The organism is Verrucomicrobiia bacterium (assembly GCA_035489575.1).
Taxonomy (GTDB): Bacteria; Patescibacteriota; Saccharimonadia; order Saccharimonadales; family JAGQNK01; genus DATHJY01.
In genome coordinates, this window is record DATHJY010000003.1 from 38,877 (window position 1) to 56,640 (window position 17,764).

23 protein-coding genes and 2 tRNA genes are annotated in these 17,764 nt (G+C 52.2%); 14 read left to right on the forward strand and 11 right to left on the reverse strand.

Annotated elements, in window-relative coordinates; all coding sequences use genetic code 11:
- Positions 1-4: 4 nt before the first annotated feature.
- Positions 5-1,525 (reverse strand): UDP-N-acetylglucosamine 1-carboxyvinyltransferase, encoded by a 1,521-nt coding sequence (locus VK694_00940; protein HTE57284.1) that lies wholly within the window; start codon positions 1,523-1,525, stop codon positions 5-7.
- 162 nt (positions 1,526-1,687) lie between these two features.
- Between VK694_00940 and glyA the strand changes: the two genes are divergently transcribed.
- Entirely contained in the window at positions 1,688-2,968 is a 1,281-nt protein-coding gene (gene glyA / locus VK694_00945) for a serine hydroxymethyltransferase (GenBank protein HTE57285.1), read from the forward strand.
- Between the two features lie 167 nt (positions 2,969-3,135).
- Here the strand turns inward: glyA and VK694_00950 are convergent, their stop codons facing one another.
- Both VK694_00950 and murB read right to left on the reverse strand, forming a co-directional pair.
- Complete coding sequence (locus VK694_00950; GenBank protein HTE57286.1) at positions 3,136-3,318, reverse strand: hypothetical protein; 183 nt, start codon at positions 3,316-3,318, stop codon at positions 3,136-3,138.
- Between the two features lie 292 nt (positions 3,319-3,610).
- On the reverse strand, positions 3,611-4,672 hold the full coding sequence (gene murB / locus VK694_00955) for a UDP-N-acetylmuramate dehydrogenase (GenBank protein HTE57287.1): 1,062 nt from the start codon (positions 4,670-4,672) through the stop codon (positions 3,611-3,613).
- 84 nt (positions 4,673-4,756) lie between these two features.
- Here murB and VK694_00960 point away from each other — a divergent pair, with 84 nt between their 5' ends.
- The gene (locus VK694_00960) at positions 4,757-5,305 is read left to right on the forward strand and encodes a hypothetical protein (protein ID HTE57288.1); all 549 of its coding nucleotides are present in this window, start codon (positions 4,757-4,759) and stop codon (positions 5,303-5,305) included.
- A 242-nt stretch (positions 5,306-5,547) separates the two neighbouring features.
- On the forward strand, positions 5,548-5,829 hold the full coding sequence (locus tag VK694_00965; protein ID HTE57289.1) for a hypothetical protein: 282 nt from the start codon (positions 5,548-5,550) through the stop codon (positions 5,827-5,829).
- A gap of 105 nt (positions 5,830-5,934) precedes the next feature.
- Here VK694_00965 and VK694_00970 read toward each other — a convergent pair whose 3' ends face one another.
- A complete protein-coding gene (locus VK694_00970; protein HTE57290.1) occupies positions 5,935-6,510 on the reverse strand; it encodes a hypothetical protein in 576 nt (191 codons plus the stop codon).
- Between the two features lie 229 nt (positions 6,511-6,739).
- Between VK694_00970 and VK694_00975 the strand changes: the two genes are divergently transcribed.
- Entirely contained in the window at positions 6,740-7,333 is a 594-nt protein-coding gene (locus VK694_00975; GenBank protein HTE57291.1) for a hypothetical protein, read from the forward strand.
- Positions 7,334-7,398: 65 nt separating this feature from the next.
- Here VK694_00975 and VK694_00980 read toward each other — a convergent pair whose 3' ends face one another.
- The 5 genes from VK694_00980 to VK694_01000 form a co-directional block, all read right to left on the reverse strand.
- Positions 7,399-7,983 (reverse strand): phosphoribosyltransferase family protein, encoded by a 585-nt coding sequence (locus VK694_00980; protein ID HTE57292.1) that lies wholly within the window; start codon positions 7,981-7,983, stop codon positions 7,399-7,401.
- Positions 7,984-8,207: 224 nt separating this feature from the next.
- Positions 8,208-8,663: a hypothetical protein gene (locus tag VK694_00985; GenBank protein HTE57293.1), complete on the reverse strand. Its 456-nt coding sequence runs from the start codon at positions 8,661-8,663 to the stop codon at positions 8,208-8,210.
- A gap of 299 nt (positions 8,664-8,962) precedes the next feature.
- A complete protein-coding gene (locus VK694_00990; protein HTE57294.1) occupies positions 8,963-9,610 on the reverse strand; it encodes a hypothetical protein in 648 nt (215 codons plus the stop codon).
- Positions 9,611-9,656: 46 nt separating this feature from the next.
- Positions 9,657-10,298 (reverse strand): hypothetical protein, encoded by a 642-nt coding sequence (locus VK694_00995; protein ID HTE57295.1) that lies wholly within the window; start codon positions 10,296-10,298, stop codon positions 9,657-9,659.
- A 111-nt stretch (positions 10,299-10,409) separates the two neighbouring features.
- A tRNA-Arg gene (locus VK694_01000) sits at positions 10,410-10,486 on the reverse strand.
- Between the two features lie 160 nt (positions 10,487-10,646).
- Between VK694_01000 and VK694_01005 the strand changes: the two genes are divergently transcribed.
- The 8 genes from VK694_01005 (at position 10,647) to VK694_01040 (ending at position 14,307) form a co-directional block, all read left to right on the forward strand.
- Positions 10,647-11,177, forward strand: coding sequence for a hypothetical protein (locus tag VK694_01005; GenBank protein HTE57296.1), 531 nt, complete (start codon positions 10,647-10,649; stop codon positions 11,175-11,177).
- 41 nt (positions 11,178-11,218) lie between these two features.
- Positions 11,219-11,295 (forward strand) — tRNA-Arg (locus VK694_01010).
- Positions 11,296-11,655: 360 nt separating this feature from the next.
- Positions 11,656-11,889, forward strand: coding sequence for an AbrB/MazE/SpoVT family DNA-binding domain-containing protein (locus VK694_01015; GenBank protein HTE57297.1), 234 nt, complete (start codon positions 11,656-11,658; stop codon positions 11,887-11,889).
- On the forward strand, positions 11,871-12,203 hold the full coding sequence (locus VK694_01020; GenBank protein ID HTE57298.1) for a type II toxin-antitoxin system PemK/MazF family toxin: 333 nt from the start codon (positions 11,871-11,873) through the stop codon (positions 12,201-12,203). The genes VK694_01015 and VK694_01020 overlap by 19 nt, the downstream gene beginning before the upstream one ends.
- A gap of 170 nt (positions 12,204-12,373) precedes the next feature.
- Positions 12,374-12,808 carry an NUDIX domain-containing protein gene (locus tag VK694_01025; GenBank protein HTE57299.1) on the forward strand — a complete coding sequence of 145 codons (435 nt, stop codon included), beginning with the start codon at positions 12,374-12,376 and terminating at the stop codon, positions 12,806-12,808.
- A gap of 88 nt (positions 12,809-12,896) precedes the next feature.
- Positions 12,897-13,316, forward strand: coding sequence for an NUDIX hydrolase (locus VK694_01030; GenBank protein ID HTE57300.1), 420 nt, complete (start codon positions 12,897-12,899; stop codon positions 13,314-13,316).
- Between the two features lie 97 nt (positions 13,317-13,413).
- Positions 13,414-13,866, forward strand: a complete 453-nt coding sequence (locus VK694_01035) for an NUDIX domain-containing protein (protein HTE57301.1) — start codon at positions 13,414-13,416, stop codon at positions 13,864-13,866.
- Positions 13,867-13,893: 27 nt separating this feature from the next.
- Positions 13,894-14,307: a hypothetical protein gene (locus VK694_01040; protein HTE57302.1), complete on the forward strand. Its 414-nt coding sequence runs from the start codon at positions 13,894-13,896 to the stop codon at positions 14,305-14,307.
- Positions 14,308-14,469: 162 nt separating this feature from the next.
- Here VK694_01040 and VK694_01045 read toward each other — a convergent pair whose 3' ends face one another.
- Complete coding sequence (locus tag VK694_01045; protein HTE57303.1) at positions 14,470-14,988, reverse strand: hypothetical protein; 519 nt, start codon at positions 14,986-14,988, stop codon at positions 14,470-14,472.
- A gap of 103 nt (positions 14,989-15,091) precedes the next feature.
- Between VK694_01045 and VK694_01050 the strand changes: the two genes are divergently transcribed.
- The gene (locus VK694_01050) at positions 15,092-15,745 is read left to right on the forward strand and encodes a hypothetical protein (protein HTE57304.1); all 654 of its coding nucleotides are present in this window, start codon (positions 15,092-15,094) and stop codon (positions 15,743-15,745) included.
- Positions 15,746-15,877: 132 nt separating this feature from the next.
- Here the strand turns inward: VK694_01050 and VK694_01055 are convergent, their stop codons facing one another.
- Positions 15,878-16,384 carry a hypothetical protein gene (locus VK694_01055; GenBank protein HTE57305.1) on the reverse strand — a complete coding sequence of 169 codons (507 nt, stop codon included), beginning with the start codon at positions 16,382-16,384 and terminating at the stop codon, positions 15,878-15,880.
- Between the two features lie 162 nt (positions 16,385-16,546).
- Here VK694_01055 and VK694_01060 point away from each other — a divergent pair, with 162 nt between their 5' ends.
- Positions 16,547-17,764, forward strand: a complete 1,218-nt coding sequence (locus VK694_01060; protein ID HTE57306.1) for a TIM44-like domain-containing protein — start codon at positions 16,547-16,549, stop codon at positions 17,762-17,764.

The following is a 17,764-nucleotide window of genomic DNA, read 5'->3' on the forward strand; positions in this document are numbered from 1 at the left end:
TCGTCTAGAGTTCGTGCATGACCGTGATATGGGCACCGACCGAGTTAAGCCGCTCGGCTAAATCTTCGTATCCACGGTTGATAGAGTAGACGTTGCGCAGTATCGATATGCCATCGGCGGCCAGCATACCAATCAGCAGTAGTACGGCCGGCCTCAGAGCTGGCGGGCAGACAACGTCGGCGGCGCTGAATTTGGTAGGTCCGTCTATATATGCCCGGTGTGGATCGGCCAATGTCACGTTGGCGCCAAGTTTGCGCATCTCGGTGTAGTACAGGGCGCGTTCTTCGTATACCCAGTCGTGGATAAGCGTGCGGCCCTTGGCTACGGCGGCAATCGGCACAAAGTAAGGCAGGTTATCGATATTCAGACCAGGATAGGGACGAGCGTAGATCTTTTCTTCTAGGGCTATCAGCTTGCCATGGTGTTTGTGGATGGTTACGTCTGCCAGGTTGGTTTGGTCATTATTGGATTTGTACCACTCAGAAATGTCGTACTTGAGGCCCATATGTTTGAGCTTGAGTAGCTCGAGTTCGAGGAATTCTATAGGCACACGAGTGATGGTCAGCTTAGAATCGGTGGCTATGGCGGCTGCAACAAAGGTCATAGCCTCTACGGGGTCCTCGCTTGGGTAATAGGTGACGTTTTTCTTTATGTCTTTGACACCTTTGATCCTGAGGGTGGTAGTGCCAATGCCATCGATACGGACACCCAGCTTGCGCAGGAAGAAGCACACGTCTTGCACCATATAGTTGGCGCTGGCCATCTTGATAGTTACCTCGTGCTCGAACTTGGCGGCAGCCATCAGTACGTTTTCGGTGACTGTATCACCTGACTCGTACAATATAATCTCTTTGGCGTTCTTCTTGGCGACATTAACGCGGTAGTGTCCGGACTTGGCGACGACATCTACGCCAAACTCTTCTAGCGCAAACAAGTGTGGTCGGACTGTACGGGTGCCCAGCTTGCAGCCACCGGCATAGGGAATACGGAATTCTTTGAAGAGGTGCATGAGTGGCCCGATCATCATGAGAACCGAGCGTGTCTTGCGGGCGGCATCTTTGTCCATGCTGTCCATGCGGAGTGTTTCGGGCGGTTTGATCTCTAGGTCGTTGTCGGGTAGCCATTTAACGTGTACGCCGACGCTAATGAGTACTTCTATAATGCGGTTGACTTCCTCGATACGGGGCATGTGCTTGAGCTTGGTTGTGCCCTTGTTGAGTAGCGAGGCAAATAGCAGCGCAGTAGCGGCATTTTTGGATACACGAGTAGCAACTGAACCTTTCAACTCGTGTCCGCCCTCGATCCGTAAGTTTACTGAGCCTCCGTTGAGGCTTATGAGTGGTTTTTTGAGTACGTCGCTGATGCGGCCCAATGTCTCTAGGCTGAGGTTTTGCTTGCCGTGTTCTATGCGGTTAACGGCCGACTGGCTGGTGCCCAGTTTGCGCGCGAACTCAGCCTGCGTAAGTCCTCTATCTTGTCGTATCTGATAAATAAGGTGGCCAATTTTCTCGTTTGTGGATATCATAGCGGAATAAATTATACCGTCCAGGATATAAAAGTCCAGACTTTTTTGTAAGAAAAATTACTCTGGAGTGACTTCTGGTAGCCGACAGCGTAAAATGACAGCTATGATCTGACACTATCCTCTACCTAGCAACCAAACGACAGATAATGAGGAGATCTTAGTATGAAAAAAGACGACGCCATAGCCAAACTGATACGCGCAGAAGAAAAGCGCCAACGCGAGGGCCTAGAACTTATTCCGTCCGAAAACTACGTGAGCCGTGAAGTTCTAGACGCCTTGGGCAGCATTTTTACCAACAAATACTCCGAGGGCTACCCGCACCGTCGCTACTATGGCGGTCAGGAAAATACTGATAAGGTCGAAGAAATTGCCATCGATCGGGCCAAACAGCTCTTTAAGACAGACCACGCCAATGTGCAGCCACACTCTGGCGCACCCGCCAACATTGCCGTTTACCAGGCATGGCTGGAGCCCGGCGACACCATTATGGCCATGAAGTTGGACCACGGTGGGCACCTGACGCACGGACACCCAGTGACCAGTAGCGCTAAGCTGTACAACTTTGTTCGCTATGGCATAAAAGACGTCGAAACGGGCGAGATTGATTATGAAGAGATGCGTCAGGTAGCACTGAAAACCAAGCCGAAGATTATCTTGGCTGGCTTCTCGGGATATCCCCGCGATCTGGACTATGCCAAATTTGCAGCTATTGGCAAAGAAGTAAACGCGGTTCTGATGGCCGACATGGCCCATATTGCTGGCCTGATTGTGGCCGGCGCCAAGCCCAATCCATTTGATTTTGGGTTTCATATTATTACCACTACGACGCACAAAACTATGCGCGGTCCCCGCGGCGGTATGGTGCTGAGCCAGGGTACGGTCGGGAATCCTCTAAGAAAAGTAGAAAAGACGGTAGACAATCTGCCAACTCTCATCGACCGTGAAGTCTTCCCTGGTTTTCAGGGTGGCCCGCACATGCACACTATTGCCGCCAAGGCCGTGGCTTTTGGTGAGGCCCTGCAGCCAGAGTTCAAGACCTATGCCGAGCAGATCCTGAAAAATGCAAAACGCCTGGCTGATGAATTGATGAAGCGCAACTTCAAGCTAGTGACCAACGGCACTGATAACCACCTGATTCAGATTGATATGATGACTAGCTTTGGCATAAATGGCCGTGAAGCCCAGGATCTATTTGATCGCCTCGGCCTGTCCGCTAACTGCAATGCCATACCTAACGACACTTTGCCACCCTTCCGCCCCAGTGGCCTGCGCCTGGGCACACCGGCTATGACAACACGCGGGCTGAAAGAGGATGACATGGCCACTGTGGCTGAGTTTCTGCTGCAAGCCACTAAGGCCAAACAGGATGACAAGAAACTAGCCAGTCTGCAAAAAGATGTCCAGGCATTTGCACTGCAGTTTCCGCTGCCGAGTGATCAGTAACTCTTGCGATAGGGTATAAAAAAGTCCGCTCTTAGGCGGCTTCCATGGGCGTATAAAATGATTTTGACATGCCAGGTGTGAGAGAGAAGAGGAGGGGTAGAAGCGAAAGCTCGCGGAGTGCCCCATGGGCTGTAATACCACATGGGGCACTCCGGGCTGTCTAGCTACTACCGGCGACGGTCGTCCCGCGCGTTCGAGATCTCGCTGGCCAGCAGCAGGGTCTCGGCGGGAGCGACGACGGCGCAACCGACCACGGCGGCAGCGGTGGTGGCGACGACGGCGGTGCCGACGGCGAGCTTGGTCGTCCCGACAGCGGTGTCGACGGCGAGGTCGAAAAGTCTGCCTAACATTGGTGGCTCCTAATTCGCTGACGAATCAGCGGGAAGGTGATGGTGTGTCGGTGTGTGGGTCAACAGTCTGGCGGATGGCCAGGCGGTGACTTTTGCTGACTAAGTGTCAACTCCTCTCTGGATCGTGTCGGAATATGGGCACAAAGCAGTAGGCTACTGCCCTCTGTCCATATTCCAAACTCTACCTGGCATGTCAAGGGGCTGCTTTGGTAGTTAAAACACCACTAAAGCTATAGCATTATACACCTTTTAATGCAATTTGTCAATATTACCTACAGAGGTGACTAAGCGTTTATGCGCCTATGAGCTCTGGCTCCTGAACGAGGGCCACACCAAACTTTGCCTGCACTGCGTCAATGATTTTTTGCTTGAATTTTAAGAGGTCGGCGGTGGAATGTGCTCCTTTGTTGGTGAGTACCAGATTTTGGTAGGGCCAGGTGGCCATGCCGGTTTCTTTGTCTTCGTAAGCCTTAAAGCCAGCTTGCTCTACCAGCCAACCAGCAGACAGCTTTACTTGTTCATTGTCCAGAAACCAACGGGGTGGTTGCGACCAGCCCATAGGAGCTTTTTCGATCTGGGGATGATTCTCGACGATGGTCTGGTATGCCTCTTTGCTGATAATCGGATTCTGAAAGAATGATCCGGTGTTGGGTATAATACGGGGGTCAGGCAGCTTCTTTTCACGAATGTGGCTGACGATATCACGTAGGCTAGCAAGGGTAATGTCTGTGACTTTGTTTTGTTCTATGTAGGCCTGGATGTCTCGGTAGTACGGAGGCTGGGCCATGCCGTGCTCGAGGCGTATGGTAATGCCGGTGATAAAGAACCTTCCCTTATCGGCGGACTTGAAACGGCTAGTCCGGTAGCCAAAGGCGCAATCTGCGGCCATGAGTGTTACAAACTTGTTGGCCTGGAGGTCGTAAGTTTCTAGGGTCACCAGCACATCAGACAGTTGAGCGCCATAGGCACCTATGTTCTGAACAGGCGCAGCGCCAGCCGTGCCTGGAATGCGCGACAAGAGCTCTATGCCGGACAGGCCCTGTTCTACGGCTCGTGCTACTACCGAGTCCCAGTTTTCGCCCCCACCCACTATCAAATACTTGCTGCTAGCGTCTATATCCTGTATTTCGAAGCCAGTGATTTTATTGACTAGCACTAGTCCGGCAAAGCCTTTGTCACCCCAGATGATGTTACTACCGGTGCCGATCATCATAACTGGCAGCTGTTTTTGTGCTGCCCAGGTCAAGGCTTCGGTGAGGTCGTTTCTGCTGGCAATGTCGGCAAGATACCGTGCCGGTCCCCCAAGTTGCATGGTGGAGTGAGCAGACAGGGGCACGTTTTCCTGAATATTCATATCCCTATACTACACGACCTTCGCCTTGGTCGTTTGGCGGTAGGGCTTGCCAACCGCGTGTCAACAGGCGTAACATAGGTGTGAATGAGTGACAAATCTACCGAAAAGTTTCCGTATAAGCGTCTTGGGACGCACTTGAAGAGCCGCCGCCAGAAGCTGCAAGCCAGCTTGGCTGAGGTATCCGGTGCCGTCGAGATAGAGATGGAAACCCTACTGGCCATAGAGGATGGCTCACTTTGTCCAAGCGAAGACATTCTGCTGCTCCTGATTAGCTACTTCTCTATTAAAGAAGACGAGGCCACTAGTCTCTGGAAACTGGCCGGCTATGAAGCTCCAGAATCATCCACCTCTGCCCCAGAAAACTCACTGTCTGCACAGCAAGTAATGGTTTTACCTATTGATGCTCGTGTGGTCTATACCGATATGGCTCACATAGCCACCACCCCTTACGGCGTAACAATAAACTTTATGCAGAGTCAGGGCCTGGACGGTCGTCCACTGGCGGTCTCTAGGGTTGGAATGAGCCGCGAACAAGCACTAAAAGTATTGGGTCTACTACACAAGGCACTCATAACGGATGCCCCAAAACTACTGCCAGCGCCAGAATCTAACCCCGACAGCCCTACCTCCTAGACCCTAGAGCCAATCTCCATTTCGCCTCACAACCGTCCATTCCGGCAGCAATCCGCCCTGGCTTACCAACCGTAACTACGGTTACGCTTTGGCAGCCCAGAACGAATCACTTCTCGAAATGGGCCGATTGTGAGATCAAGAGAGCGAGATTGGCTCTAAGGTCTGGGATTTTTGTATTTTGGTAAAAACAGAGTACTATAGGCATAAGTATTTTGGCATGTAAATAAGGAGTAATCTACATCATGGAACCAAACGCACCAAACCCTGTTAACCCTAATGGCCCTGCGCCAACCGACCCTAATGCCGTACCACCAGCTGGTGCTGCTCCGGGTGTCACTCCTGGTACCCCTCCGGCAACTCCCGCCCAGCCAGCTATCACTGACGTGCCAGCTCCCGGTGGTGTGACGCCACCAGCAGGTCCACTGGCAGCCGCCCCCACAAAGAACCGCAAGATGATGGTCGCTATCCTTATGGTAGTGGTCGTTCTGGTCGCTGTTGCTGTTGTAGCAATGTTGTTGATGTAAAACAGGTTATAAAAAAACTCAGAAGAGGCGAGGAACAGCCGGACAGGGCGTCGTTGGTGCGACGGTTGTCGGCTGAACCTCGGCTCTCTTCTGTTATGGTCGACGCTAGGCGTCGGCGGGGGTCTCGACTCGGGGGAGCGCCGACTGGTCGTTGGCGGCAGCGGTCAAGTTGACCCGATCTTCATCTTCGAAGACGCGCTTGGCGTAGGCACCCAGAGGGATCGTCTCGTCTTCACTCTGGAGCTCGGTGTAGCGGAAGAGCATGAAGTCGTGGGTGGTGTCCGGGTAGGGGTACTCCTCGATGTAGCTGGCACGCTTGAAGGCGTGGTGCGCTTCGTTGGAGATTGCCAGTGCCCGCACCATGCGGCGCAGGATGAGTCGCTTGAGCCAACCCCAGAGCGGCGCCAGATCTCTGGTGCTCACGTTGTTGTCGATAGCAACGGCATCCAGGCCCCACTTGATGTGCTTCCACAGCCTTAGCTCTCGCTCCAGCTGCTCGCGGTTGACGCTGGCTGGCAGGGTCTCGGGGGCCAAGGTCTCGTAGATGGCGGTGGTTCGACCGCCGATGTCGTCCAGCAGTTCGCTGAGAACACGCCTCTTGGCGGTTGTCCAGGTCAGCATTTCGGGTACTCCTCTGTGGTGGAGGGGTCGAGTGTTACTCCGATGAGTCGAAGTAAGCATACGATACAACTTTATAGTTATTAGATCAATGATTCTGGACCTGAATCCCGAAACTACACCCCTGTTATAAGGATTTGGGTGAAGTTGCCGTCTCTGTTGGGGTGAGTAGACTTTCATTTTCACCTACCTCTGTTAAATGAGTTTCGGGATTCAGGTTTCTGGTCGTTGACTCGTGGCAGGGTTGGTGGTAGTTTAACGACAACCTGCACTCGACGTGAAGGAGTACCGCATGAGACGTGTCGCCGTCGCACCAGGACTGGTGTTAGACGATGAGATGTATGCAGCTACAGCACATGTGTTGGAAGAACGCGCACCAGAGTGGGCCCACCGGCTGACCTGGGAAGTGTTCACCACCCGCAAGAGCTGGGTCCTGGTCCCTGACGCCGAGCGCCCCGACGAGCCTTTCCATAAGGCTGAGTTGGTAGTGCTCAACGAAGAGCCCTGGACACACATGCTGATGCTGAGTGTCTGGCATTCGCCGGATTCCCGCAAGAACGGGACACCACTCCCGTACAGCCACCCGTGGCCCTGCGACGAGTATGTTGCCGTAGGTGGCTTTGCAGAAGATCGCTACCACGTAGGACCCGGTGGCGGTGTGATCGGCCCCGAACGGCATGTGTACCAAGCGGGTGATGTCAACCATCTGTCGCTCACTGACTTCCGTGAGGTCACCGAGATTCTGGTGCCTGACTGCACCCTGACTGTCATGGATTGTGGTCCGCGCAAGAAGGGCCCATGGGGTTACCTGGACCCAAGGACGGGCGTGTACACCCCGGTGTTCAAGCAGCCTCTCTCTGATCGGAGTTCCCAATTCAAGCAGTAGCAGGCCACGTGATCGAACACAAACAAGCCAGAACTCTTTGTTCTGTGTTCGATCACGTTAGCCCTTTATTCAGTATTGGCCAGGGCTATAGAGGCCATCCACCGATTGCCCTCTGTGGCAAGCAGTCTGTCATCCATGCCCATTCCGGTCAGCCAGTCACCCGGCGCCTCAAATCCAAATAAAGTAGCGTCGCCAAAGGCTGTCCGTTCACGATCTTTTTGGACCAGCACAATCAGGTCGGTCTCTTGGGCACCTCGGCCAGCCAGGTAGGTTGTGGTAAAGGCAGCGGTTATACCTTCGTCTAATACATCGTCCAGTAATACCACGGGACGGTCTTTTACAACTGTTTTTGGCCCCAGGTCCATGACAATTCTGGTGGAGCCTGCCTCTCGTCGCTCACCATAAGTGCTGACGGTCATATAGTCTAATTCTGGGTGAAAGCCCGGGTCCTGGCGGGCAATAGAGAACATGAGCATAGACGCAAAAGGAGCCCCACCGCGCAGCAAACACACAAACAACGGATCCTTGTCTTTATATCTTTCTATAACATTGGTGGCGAGTTCATCAATCCGCTCAGCGACTTGCTCCTCAGAAATAAGTACCTCTTTGAAGAGTGGTGAACGTTCCGGTACGGGTTCTCCACGTAGCATGCATGTATAATAGCAAATACCCAAAAAAAGCTTAAGCTTCTGTAGTAATGTTAGTTCGTTGCTTTCGTCCTTTTGGACTCATCAGCATGACCACACAGTCATGGAGCAGATATGACAAGTAGGGGATGTTCGGGGGGTGGGGAGGGGCAGGGTAGCCACGACCTGGAAACTCCAGAAAATCGTGACTACCCGCCACCTCAACCTTGCAGGGCTAGCTTGCGGTGTTAGCGCAGCAGCGGGTCAGCCGACGTCAGGTCGCTGGGCGCGTTCTGGACGAGCTGGATCGCCAACGACGAAGCCAGATCGGTGTTGCCACCCTGGACAGCGGCCAGGTAGGAGACGTAGACACCCAGGGTCTCGTTGTTGACGGTGCCGTCGCTGTCGTAGACGCCGAGGCAGTAGGGGTCCATGAAGACCGGCGTCACGAGTGCGCCCGCACCACCGTTGCCCTTGGTGGAGGTGATGTAGCCGGTGGGCCCGACGCACTTGTGTCCGATGCCGAGGAAACCGTCACCCATCTCTACGGCCAGGTCCATGTGTCCCTGGTTGATGTGGTCGACGGTGGTGTCGCCGCGGCCGCGGTCGGTTTCGTGGGCCTCCTTGCCACCACAGCCCGAAAGGGCAATGATTGCCACGATGGCCGCGACGAGAGCGACCGGGAGAATCCTCTTGCGAGTCATGACTCGAACTCTCTCCTCGTTTGGCTGAAGCGCCGCAGCAAACAGCTACGTGTGTATCCCGAACACACAAGACGAGGGAAAAGATCACTCTAGGATGAGCTTTTCCCTCGTCTTGTGGTTTCTACTTGTCAAATAACCTCCGCCAGAATATGAAACGAAGTTAATATATTATACTGTTTTTTCATATTAAAGTCAACTTTTTTGCTGATGGGCTTCGTTCTGAATACCCCTGTGATCTGCAGGCTCTTGGAGCTAAGGCCGTATGCGCTCGTTTGTCCTATGGTTTAATTACGACAAGCTCATAGTCGAGGTTCTGCCATCCCTGGGCATCGGGGTCCTGATATTGTAAGAATGCACACATTGAAACCCAGTAGTTTGAGTATGGTTATTTCCTCGATGCCGCCATCTGTAAAGAATAGGCCGCCTTTACGAAGTGTTCGGTAGACTTCTCTGTAGATTCTTACTCGTTGCGCATGTTTTGCCTTATCAGGACTTAGGATGCCTGTCGCAATTTGCCCCATTTCTAATTTTGCATTATCAAACACTTCTTCGAAGCTCGCAGCGGCGTTTTCCTTTGAGGTGTCATCTAGATCGACCCACCAGTCACTAGAAATAGACATGGCTGCCATAAAGAAGACTCCCACAGAATCGTCCGCATATTTCATGTTTGTGGCGTCCATGACTTCGTCTACCTGCTTGGCGAACTGCGCAGCCCTTGGCGAGTGCTGCAAAGGCTTGGCCGAGATGTTAGTGATAATTGGTTTGGTCTGTAGGGGTAATCCGTCCAAGAAGTAATAACCCAGCTCGGTGGGGCCACCGATCTCTATGATAGGCCCCTGCAGATCCTTGGGCATTGAGCTGTCTTGCCATATAAAGTAGTCTCGCCCCTGGCGTAGCTTTTTTAGCTTTGCTTTCAGCCATGATTTGTAAGGGTAGGTGAAGGGCATGGTCACATCATATCAAATAAACTACCCGTTCTTACGCACGGGGACCCTAGCTTAATGACTGAATCTCGAGGGCAATATTTTGATGGGCAGATTCTTCGTAAATTTCTTTGAATAGAGTGGTTCTGAAGAGACTGCTTTGGCCAACGCGACTTGCTAGGCCTTGGAGTACCCCGACCCTGGCTTCTCTGTAAGCATCGTCGGGAACGTGTGCGTATTCCAATTTTATATCCTTGGAATACTGTTGGTAGCGTTCTGGGGTAGCACCTAGGATTGCCAAGTCGGCATCGAGAAAGAAATCAAAGTCATCGTCCCCTGCATTTGCGGGTTTGTGACTTGCGGTAGCACGAGTGTATTTGGCGACCTGACGTGTTTCATGCGCGGAAAGTATACGTGGTAGCTCGCTCTCCGCTAGACGCGCACTGAGTTCTTCGTTTCTGGATGCGACTGCCGTGGGGTCATAAACTGCGTCATGATAGAGCATTGCCCATCCAATAGTCCTCGGGTTTCGGACATGTTCGATGTGTTGAGTGAGTGACGCAAATAATTCTGCTATATGTTGAGCGGTGTGATAGTGGCGCCAAGGCTCTGAATAGCGACTGTCTAAACCAATCAGTAATTCTTTGGTAGGTGTTTCTGGCAAGCCAGTGGCTGCTACAGCTGCAATACTTTCAAAGGCGACTTGTGTCATATTCTTAGTATCCATTCTTGCCCACGCTCGCGGGACAAGCAAGCAAAAAATAAGTAGGTTCGATACAAAAGTACCAGTGAAAGCGCCCCGCCCTAGGCGGGGTGTTTTCATTGGTACACCCGATAGGATTTGAACCTACGACCTTTGGTACCGGAAACCAACGCTCTATCCAGCTGAGCTACGGGTGCGAATGAGAAGCATATACTATGTGCTTGTATATATTATATCTTCGAATGAGCATTTGCCATGCAACGCATGACGGGTGCTTACCGGGGTTAGTATACGGGTTTGTGGGGATAAGAAAAGCTTTGGCCAAAGGGCAACAGAGTCGTTACTATGGTACGTAGTATGTCTAACGAGGAGCGTGCGCCAGAAGGGTATGGGCTACAGAAGTGTGGCAACCTTGGTGTTGCTACTTTTATGCCCGAGGAGTGGCACTATTGGCACCAAGATCTATCCGTTTTGATTGGCCACGAACGCATAGCAGTTGGGTCTGTAGATGACTTCCTAGCAGGAGTGCCGCTTAACGAGGGGTATATAACCGGCCTGTCGGTTGCTGGTTGCATGGGCGAACCCGGCATGCTTCAAGAAATTGCAGAGCGTCATATCGAGAATCCGGTAGAAGCCCTTGTGCCTGCTAGTGGCATCCAATCCTTAGAGAGCGGGCCGCTTGTGACGCGCAATCGCACTTTTGAGCACAAAGGGGGCTCGATTATGGGGGTGCAGAAGGACGCTATGACTTTCTACTGTGCAAGTATCATTCAGCGCGGAACGGATAAGCTGTACACTGCAACCTTTGAAACGCTCACAGAGTACTGGGACACATTTCGAGAGGTTGGCAAGATCATGGTAGAAGGTTTCAGGGTGTCGGACCTGTAGTTACAAACAGGGGTGACATCTGATATACTGTACAGCTATACGCCCGCGTAGCTCAGCTGGATAGAGCGACTGTCTTCGGAACAGTAGGTCGGCGGTTCGAATCCGTCCGCGGGTACCATTTCGCTTACGCTTAAAAAGGACTTCTTGGGAGGTCTTTTTTAACGGAATGCGCTATCAACTTCAAGCTTTTTGATAAGCTCGTTTAGCTGTGGCTCAATGTCCAGTTCTAGCCCCTCCTCCGTATGTATATGCACCCTACGGAGTTTCCTGAGCTTTAATAGTGTCTAAATATTTATTAGTGAGTTGTGCGTCAGACGACATGCATACATACTACCCCATCAATAATAATAGCTCTAACCCGTGCCAAAGCGCTGTACCAATCTAAAATTTTTGTTTTTGGTGGGCAAGGTCGAGTCCCTCCCGGGGCTCCAAGCACAAGCTTGACCCATGTTAAGAATGTATATATAATGTAATTACTATGAAAGCTTCAATCATTAAAATTGGCAATTCAAAAGGTATCCGCATTCCGAAGAAGCTGCTTGAAGAAACCAGGCTGTATAACGAGGCAGACATTGTGGTTGAGAAGGGCGCGCTCGTGATCCGTCCGATCAAAGCCGGAAATATTGATGAAGGTGTCATGCTTAGCTACACCGCACTCGCCAAAGAATGGGATACACCCGAAGAGGACAAAGCGTGGGCCAGCTTGCAATAGGCACTGTGGTGCTTATTAACTTTCCGTTTGCTGACCTAAGGGGTTATAAGAAGCGTCCTGCTATGGTAGTGGCACGCAGCTCTCTAAATACAGTTATTTTGTGTCAAATTACCAGTCGACGCCTTCCTGACGTTCCTTCCATAGAGCTGACCAAGGCTGACTTTGAGAGCGGGGGCCTACCAATTACCAGCTATATCCGTCCGGATAAGCTTTTTACAGTAGACAGCAGCACGGCTGAGAAAAAGCTGTTGGGTATGATGAGTGCAGGACGCGTGGAAGAAGTAAAAACAACTGCTAGAAAACTATTTGAGTAAAAAGCGTAACTGCCTGCGTGCTACTGCGACTACTCTTGGCGTCGGAGCTCATCAACCAGGCAGAACAAACAGGGTAAGCGGTGTTCCACCTTTTATCCAGTGAGCGTACCAGTTCAGATACATTTAAAAGGGCTGCTAAGGGAGTCTTTTCTTTTGTTATGATAGGGTTTATGGATCGTCATACCCGACACGTCGGCACAAATATCTTATTGGTACGAGATGGAAAAGTGCTGTTGCCTCGTCGAGCAAATACTGGTTGGGCCGACGGCATGCTTGGTATCCCTGGTGGTCACCTAGAAGAAGGTGAAACGGCAAGACAGGCTGCTGTACGCGAAATAGAAGAAGAGTTGGGCTTGAGGGTTGATGAAAATCGTCTACGCTTTTTTGCCACTGCAATTGTACGCACGAATCGTGAATACATATATACTGAATTTTATATAGAGCTTGAGGTTGGAGAAAATCCGGTCAATCAAGAGCCCGGAAAATGCTCGGAGCTGGTGTGGTGTGACCCCAAAAACTTACCAGACGACGTGCAAGATATCTTCAAGACTATCATCAAGCGAGGCTACATTGAGAAGCGGCATTATTTAGAAATCGGCTACTAAGCAGAGCCCCTAGCCCGTGCCGAGGTTTGCGGTTGGTTCTTAATAAGCATTTGCTCTGTTGTCGAAAGAATAGTACAGTAACCTTTTCATGGAACGTTCCCCTCTATTTGTCCCAGTCATGCTTAAACTGCCCGATGGGCAGTTTGTTTTTGAGCGTCGTACCGCTGACGCTCCCTATGAACCAGACAAACTGGGTATGTTCGGTGGGGGTCTAGAGCTGGGTGAAACGGTCGAGGAATGCCTGAGGCGAGAACTGTTTGACGAAGAAACTTCTCTAACACCGGGTGATGTGACTGACCTCCGGCACATTAAAGACTACGAAATCCCAGCCGGTGAGTACCCCGTAGATAGATATTTTTCTTTATACGAAGGTGTGGTGCCTAACTTAGACTTCGAAGTTCATGAGGGGCGAGGCGTGGAGGCCTATCATCTCGCCGAGTTGCCCCATCGCTTAGATCTCATGGCTACCTCTGTGTATTTATTGCGCACAGTACTGCAACTATATTGATAGTAGGGCGCGGGCATGCACACCCAGCCACCACAGGAAGCAACATAATCAAAAGTAATTTTGAATTTATTTAGTGTTTATGAAACAATAAGTAAATATGAGTGAGTATGAATTAGAACGACCTATGGTGGGCTTGGGGCTACTGGTGGTCCGTGACGACATGATCTTGCTGGGCGAGCGCCAAGGTTCGCATGGCGAAGGTGAATGGGCTGGCCCCGGTGGACACATGGAGCAGGGCGAAAGCTTTGAAGATGTGGTACGTGAATTCCGCGAGGAAGCGGGCGACCATATGGTGGTCAAGGACATTGGCTTTCTTTGCGTGACCAATGTTTTGCGCTATATGCCCGAAAAGCATTATGTCGATATTGGTATGGTGGCCACCTGGGTGTCTGGCGAGCCGGTAGTTATGGAGCCGGACAAACTTAAGAGGTGGGGATGGCACCACATGGATAACCTGCCTACCCCCCTGATGGATGGTATGGAGAACTACATTGTGGCCTACCGGACTGGCCAGACGTACTTTTCTGCCGTCATGGATGGTGACGCGTAGTACTGATTTGTAGTATAAATATATCTAATGAATGAACAGCTTGCACAAGCGGCGAATTATATACAGCACAATTTGCAGCAAGGGGTCCCAGAAGCCACTCTTCGTCAGGTGCTCAGAGAGCAGGGGTGGGACGAAGCACTTATAGAGCAAGCCTTTGCGGCGGCTCAAGCCCCGGTGCTGCCCGCCATGCATCAGCAACAGGCTCCAGTTCCGGGCGCGCCTGCGGGGCTAAATCATCACGTTAGAAGTGGTGTCTTGTGGATTTTGTCGCCGTTTATTGTGTTGGTCGGAGCGGTTATTGTCAATTTTGCAATACGGGTGGCGGGAGTAGATTCGTCACCCATACTCAATATTTTAACCCTTTTGGCCGGAATGGTCGGCATGGTGTTGCTCTTTGTGGGTCCGGTTATCGGGATTGTAAAACTGTCCCGCCCTAAGTAGAGCAGACATCTCTGAGGCGGCTGAACAGGCTGCTGTTTTCGAAGCTTTTCGAAGACACTAGTCTGCGGGCTTTTTCTCTGGTGTTGTTGGTTTTCCCGTGAGGGAAATCCAATCAGAGAGGGCGCCCGAGACCCTATGTATTCCTGTGAGTTGTGGCGGCCGTTAGGCTGCCGGTGCGGGTGTGGTGACAGGGCGGTTGCACTGGCTGAACGCTTTCTGGACGTAGAGATCCTCGATTCCATTGGTGACGTCCACGTCATCGATTACATTGCCTAGGCCGCCGGTCAGGTCGGTTGCTATGTGAGCCTCGACGACCTTGCCGCCAGCCACGGTGTAGTACACGCGTACGTCGCAGGTGCCGGCCATGGCGGTGAACTGGTCGTTGGTAGCGGAGACGTCAACGTCGGTGTAGCCTACAGCGTAGTCGGTGACCAGCTCCACTTCGGCTTCACGGTTCCTGACCTGGGCGGGGCTGTCGGAATAGCTGTTCTGGCCGACCGTGATGACGGTCACCAGTACGCCACAGATGACAGCGAGTGTAGCCCACCACTCCAGGGCGGAGGCGTCGGTGGATTTGCGGTACGCGATGAGGCCGATGACGAGGGCGGCGATACTTCCGATGAGCCACTTAATCTCGCCGCTCGTCCAGTCGGTTGATGCGGCTGCTGCCAGGATGGACATGTACTCACGCTCCTAGAGTTCGGGGGTGAACCGGAGATGGAATAAGTATATTATGGCATATTGATTATAATTTTACAATACCCTGGTATGATTGACCTCGAGTATGCATACCCTTTTACGCGGCACTGACGACAAAGAAATAGAACAAGCCCTCGACGCCAGCTGGGATCAAGTGCCTGCCGGCAGCACGGTGTGGAGGCTGGACGTGGCGCACCACGGTGACGCTGATGCGCCCTCTTATCGTGCTTGGCAACAGGGGGATCGGCACCTGGCCGCACATATATTGCTGGCCGGCATTGGTCTACCGCACGACCCAGACGTACAGGCAGAACGGCACCAGCCGATGATCGACTTACTGGGCAGTATGCGCGCGTTTATAGACAAAGGTGGCAGATTAGAGCGCGTGGTGGTGATTGATCCTGCCGACCGCGAAGACCCCCTAGGGGGATTGGCCTGGCGCCACGAGCTGCTGTGGCCGCTGATTTATATGCCCCGGGGTGAAAGGGTCTGGCAGTTGTCGCACCAGGCGTGCAAAGAGGCGGGTGTCGTTGTACCTGATTACGATGTTAATGATTTTACGGCTACAATGTTCGAGACTTATTACGAAGAACCTCGTCGGCGCGTGTTCTACGATCTGGACCACCCAGAAGACCTGGGGCGTATACAGGCTGCATGGCAGCTTCGGGCTGTGGTCACCGAACTGATCAGGAGTGGCGCTGGTGTCGAACTGGAGCCTCTGGACGAGTCCCTCTGGTAACAACCACTGATCTCGAAACCTTCAAGAGCACTGGTTGTGGGCCTTTTTCTCTTGTTCTTGGTGGTCTCCCTAAAGGGAGGACAAGAATGAGAAAGGTATAACGGCCCGAACCTTGTATAGCAGTGCTTGGCACTACGTGCGGTGACAGTACTCGCTCGGCTTCACGCCGTCGTCGATGGCGCTCAACAAGGTGAGAGGGAGGCGCATGCCACCAGGCTCATCCTGGAAGAACGTCTTCGTCACGCCGTCGTCGTTGACGCGGTACTGGACACGGCAGTCGCCCTTCCAGTCCTCGGCGGTGAAGCTGAACTCGCCACCATTCCACCCTGAGGCGTAGACCTTGTCGATCTCGTAGTCGAGATCGTGGCTCTGCTCGTACTCCTGGAGGAGCACTTGGTGCTCGTCTTCCTGGATGTCGCTCAGGCGGCCATCGTGCGTGACGGTCGGGGTCAGCAGACCGATGAAGAACCACACGAAGATGGCGATGACCCATGCGGCCCAACGAGGAATGGCCTCGTAGTTCCGACGGTAGTCCTGGTAATGGGCGTAGCTCACCAGCGCGAGGCAAGCGAGCGGGATGCCGACCATCAGGGCGATCTGCCATCCCTCGAAGGGGATGGAGCGCGTCACTGCAAGCATCACAGTCTCCTAACTGCTGCTAGGGGTGTCTCATCGATTGAAGAAACTATATAATTATAGCATTTTTTATAATATAAGTCAACATCCCTCACCCCCGTTGCTAGCTTTTGTTACAGGGTAGGCTACTCGTCAGTCCATATCAGGGGTGGTATGATATATCAAATGATTGAAATCTTGGATCTTGTGGCCCGAGCCGGCGGTGGCGGTTCCAGCGGCGGCGGCGGTGGTGGCGTGGGAATTGTTGTGCTGCCATTGATACTTTTTAGCATAGTGGCCTCTCGGTGGGTGCGCAAGAAGAGGATCAAGAAAGCCCGGTCCAAGCAAAAGGCTGCTTTGGCCAAAGATCCTACCTGGTCAGAAGAGGTTATACAGCAAACCGCTGGCAACATCTTTTACGCCTTCCAGAAGGACTGGAGTGATTTTAATACCGACAGCATGAAGGCCTATCTGACGCCCCGATATCATTATCACACTTCCCTCATGCTGAACGCACTGTGGCACATGAATCGTCGCAACGAGATGCGAGACGTCAACCTAAAAAGCGTGACGCTGTTTGACGTGCATGACAATGCCGACGATGAACTAGATCGCTTCACGGTCGAGATCAGGGCTTCGGCAACCGACAATTTACTAGATATGGCCACTGGCAAGCTGCTGCATGGTACTTTTCCGGCGTTCGAAGAATTGTGGCACTTTGAGCGAGAGGGCAAGACCTGGATGCTGGACTCGGTTACCCAGATAAATAGAGACAGCCTGATTGTTAAATACGACCCAGTGATCGACAAGAAATACGCCGATTTTGCCAAAGCCAATAAGTTCTTTTATAACGCCGACTTTGGCTGGCTGCTGATGCCGCTGCACGGTATTTTGTTTAGCGATGCCAGCTATGGCCGGTCGGACCTGAACCATCATGTCATCGGACTGTATCACAACCTGATAGTGCAGTTTTTTGAATATACTCCGCTTATCCAAAAGCAGGCACAGTTGAAAGATCACTTCAGGCACTTGTACCAACCGCGAAATCCCATGGCAAACTACACGGTGGCGCATACCACTCTCCCCAAGAGTTACGGCAATATACTAGTCGCCCGGCACAAGTCATCTGCATTTTTCAAGTTCTCCCCACAAGGGATGCACAAGATTACGCTGGAATGGCCCCAGTTCAATAAGCTGTTCGATGTCTATGCCACTGATATGGATAGGATCGCTAGTCTTGAACTGGTGCATCCAGCATTTATGGAGCAGCTGGTTGGCCTGTCTTTCAAGGTCAGTATCGAGGTGATTGGCACTGACTTGTATCTGTATTCTACCGATAAGTCCGCAGACTATCAGCAGATGCTGGATATTCTCAAAAAAGCTTTCAAAGAAATGAAGCTGTAG